Annotated in this window: 3 protein-coding genes; 2 read left to right on the top strand and 1 reads right to left on the bottom strand. The window is 45.6% G+C overall.

Annotated elements, in window-relative coordinates; genetic code table 11:
• A partial coding sequence (locus VK541_RS09735; RefSeq protein WP_324369413.1) for a PQQ-dependent sugar dehydrogenase occupies window positions 1-2470 on the top strand: 2470 nt, incomplete at its 5' end.
• Between the two features lie 76 nt (window positions 2471-2546).
• Here the strand turns inward: VK541_RS09735 and VK541_RS09740 are convergent.
• Window positions 2547-3296 (bottom strand): hypothetical protein, encoded by a 750-nt coding sequence (locus tag VK541_RS09740; protein WP_324369415.1) that lies wholly within the window; start codon window positions 3294-3296, stop codon window positions 2547-2549.
• Between the two features lie 209 nt (window positions 3297-3505).
• Here VK541_RS09740 and VK541_RS09745 point away from each other — a divergent pair.
• A partial coding sequence (locus VK541_RS09745; RefSeq protein ID WP_324369417.1) for a trehalose-6-phosphate synthase occupies window positions 3506-4000 on the top strand: 495 nt, incomplete at its 3' end.

The following is a 4000-nucleotide window of genomic DNA, read 5'->3' on the forward strand; positions in this document are numbered from 1 at the left end:
CGAGTTCCTTTTGTACAAGAACAGCACTAAGAAAGTTGTCGATGCGGGCAAGCTTGAAGTCTACGCAAAAACCAACACAGAAGGCGTAAACGCAGAGGAAGGACTGCTTGGCATTGCAGCAGACCCTAATTTTGCGAAGAACCAATATATCTACGCTTTTTACAGTCCGATAGACAAATCTGTAAACCGCTTATCCCGTTTTAAACTGGTCAATGACAAGATCACCACAGCTACTGAAAAAGTGATCCTTGAATTTTATTCCCAGAGAGAAATCTGCTGCCACACTGGCGGCTCTATAGCTTTCGGACCGGGCGGACTGCTTTATGTATCCGCAGGTGACAACTCCACTCCATTTGATGCGCCTAAACAACAATATGTAAACAAAGGTTATGCCCCATTGGACAACCGTGATGGCCTGCACCAGTACGATGCAAGGAGATCTGCAGGTAACACCAATGACCTCAGAGGAAAAATCCTGAGGATCAAAGTAAACGAAGACGGAACCTACAGCATCCCTGAGGGCAACTTATTTCCTAAAGGAACAGCTAAAACCAAACCGGAGATCTTTGTCATGGGCAACAGAAACCCATACCGAATATCGGTGGATCAGAAAACAGGCTTCCTGTACTGGGGAGAAGTTGGGCCGGATGCAAGCAACGACGACCCTGCAAGAGGGCCTCGTGGTTACGATGAAGTAAACCAGGCCCAAAAAGCGGGTTATTTCGGGTGGCCGCTGTTTGTTGGTAATAACTATCCTTACCACGCCTACGATTATACTACCGGCACCAGCGGAGAAGCATTTAACGCTGCCGCCCCAATCAACAACTCGCCTAACAATACCGGATTAACTACCCTTCCTCCCGCTCAGCCGGCATTCATATGGTATCCTTATGGTGCCTCTACCGAATTTCCTGAGGTAGGAACAGGTGGCCGTACCGCTATGGCAGGCCCCGTATACTATACCAAACCGGGCGCTTCGCCCTACCCGGCTTATTACAACGGAAAACTACTTATTTACGAGTGGATCCGCGGGTGGGTTAAAGCTGTGACTATGGGCCCAAATGGCGAATACAAAAGCATGGAGCCTTTTATGGGCAATGTATCCCTGGCAGCTCCTATTGATATGGAACAAGGCCCAGACGGTAAACTATACATCCTTGAATACGGTAAAGGCTGGTTCTCCAAAAATCCTGATGCCGGAATTGTGAGGATAGATTACCTGGAAGGCAACAGACCACCGATCGTTAAGAACCTGAACATCGAAAACGCCAGCGGACTTCTGCCTTATAAAATGACCGCTAAAGTAGAAGCCTCAGATCCTGATGGTGATGCATTAACTTACATCTGGAGCCTTGGCAACGGCCTTAAGAAAACAACTACTACACCTGAATTGCAGCATACATTTGCCAAAGCAGGCAATTATGCGATCAGCGTGCAGGTTATAGATAAAAACAAAGCTTCATCAAAAAGCCAGACTGTTTCCGTATCTGCCGGTAATGCCCAGCCAAAAGTTGACATTATGATCAGCGGAAACAAATCTTTCTATTTCCCCGGCAAACCCGTCAGCTACCAGGTTCAGGTTTCTGACAAAGGAGCTGTCGTCAATAAAAACAGAATTTACATCTCCAATAGTTATATTGAGGGAACAGACCTTGCGGGTGCAAAACTAGGTCATCAGGAAGCCGCACAAACGCTTGCAGGCAAAGCCATCATGCTAAAAAGCGACTGTATTGCCTGTCACAAGATCGATCAGAAATCAATAGGTCCAATGTTCAAACAGGTGTCTGCCAAATACCAGACAAAGGCTAATGCATCTGAATATCTTGCCGGCAAGGTCATCAAAGGAAGTACCGGTGTTTGGGGAGAAGTTGCCATGCCATCGCATCCAACTATGAAGGAATCTGATGTAAGACAGATCACCGACTGGATCATGAGCTTGGGTGCAAAAGCATCAACTGCTCCATCGCTTCCAACGGTTGGTAAAATTGTACCTCCAGCAGATCTTAACAAAAACCAATCGGTACTTTCTTTGAAAGCCACTTATTCCGATCTGGGTACAACCAGTCTGAAATCACTGACGGCAAACGATGCGATTAATTTGAGGAACAGTGAGATCAATGCAAAAGATATTAAAGACATTTCAGAGTTCGCCCGTAAAGATTCCAAAGGCGACATTTCTCTGATCTTTCCTCAAAAAGCAGGCTGGATCAAGCTGAGCCAGATAGATCTTACCGATATCGCTGCATTGCAACTAGGCCTGAACAATGCGAATACAAGTTATGCGATAGAGATCAGACTGGACAGCCAGGATGGCAAGGTACTGGCTTCTACGACTACCAGCAATCTGAATATTCCGATTGCGGCCGTTACTGATGGTAAGTTTCATGACGTTTATATCCTTGCGAAAAACACCAGTGACAATGTAAAAGACAGACCTTCACTGAAAACGATCACTGTAAGCGCTAAGTAAAGTCTTAGTTAACACACACCTCATTGCGAGGCACGAAGCAATCCCATTTTAAAGGGGAGATTGCTTCGTGCCTTTGCTACTTCTTTGCGACTTTACCCCCCAAATTCACCACTGCGCCTATGGTAAAGATCGAACTGCCAGCATTCATATACTTCCTGCTGTTGAGTCCAAAATTACCACTGGTCGTATATTGCAATTGAAACTGATCGCTCAGTTTCATCCGGGTAAAGAATATCGGTTCCAAAAACACGTTGCCCTCACGCATCTGGCCCACACCATTGATCATAAAAGTCTTCATTTCCACCGAGCTGATCCGCAGTGCCGTACCATAACTGATTGGAAAATCCTTGCCAAACAACTTCAGGTTATTTGACTTTTTAGAACTATAGTTGACCTGTAAGAAGGTCTTGTTAAAGGTCGCTTCCTCCAGATCGGTCCCTGTCAGCACATCATTATCGTCGTAGCGTCTGTAAGTCCGGTCCGTGCTGCCACCTCCATAACCTACATATACTTCCAGGATGCGGTTATCATCAGGTCCAAAAGTATTGAAATAACCTCCCCCCACTTCCACCAGCTTGTTCTTGTAGTCCTTCCGCTCCCATTCCCGGTTCATCATAGAACCACTAAACAAGACACCAAAATGATTGGATACCGCATAAGCACCGTTCAGACTGGCATTGCCGCGCAATGAGATGTGTGCACCCCCGCTAAACTCCCCTTGCTGGCTCAACATTGGGGTATTAGGCACATTGGGCATATACATGGAAGAACAGGAACTTAGTAAAACAGCAGAAAAAATAAGGAGAAACGGTCTGTTTATTATCATAAAAGAGGTGTTTAACAAATCTTGTCTGAGGCCAAACAAATTTAACGCCAAGTTATGCAGAACACCGGCCCTTCTTCAAAAACAACTTGACCGTCAATAAGAAAATCAATTTTATCTGATAGATTAAGCCGGAAACAACCATCAAAACCATGGTCAAATCGAAAAAATCAAAACAATTGTGCCTTTTTAAGGGTTGTTATTAGAATAATATGTCAACGAAAAACAAAACGATAATCATTTCAAATCGCCTCCCTGTAAAGATTACAGAACAGAACGGAGAGTACATTTTAAGGCCAAGTGAAGGCGGGCTCGCCACAGGTTTAGGCTCAGTGTATAAAGATGGCAACAACATCTGGATAGGCTGGCCCGGAATAGAAGTACCCCCCGAGCGGCAAAAAGAAGTCACCAAAAAACTAGCCGCCCTCAACCTCATCCCGGTATTTTTGACCAACGAAGAGATCAACCTGTATTATGAAGGTTTCTCCAATGAGGTGCTCTGGCCCGTATTCCATTACCTGGTCACTTATGCAAACTTCGACCAGATCTATTGGGATTTCTACCAGCAGGTCAATGACAAGTTCAGGGAGGTGGTCATTCAGAACATCAAGGACGGCGACACCATTTGGGTGCAGGACTACCAGCTGCTGCTGCTTCCCTGCCTCATCCGGTCAGAAAGACCGGGAGTTACCATTGGCTTCTTTCAG

The organism is Pedobacter sp. (assembly GCF_035317785.1).
Taxonomy (GTDB): domain Bacteria; phylum Bacteroidota; class Bacteroidia; order Sphingobacteriales; family Sphingobacteriaceae; genus Pedobacter.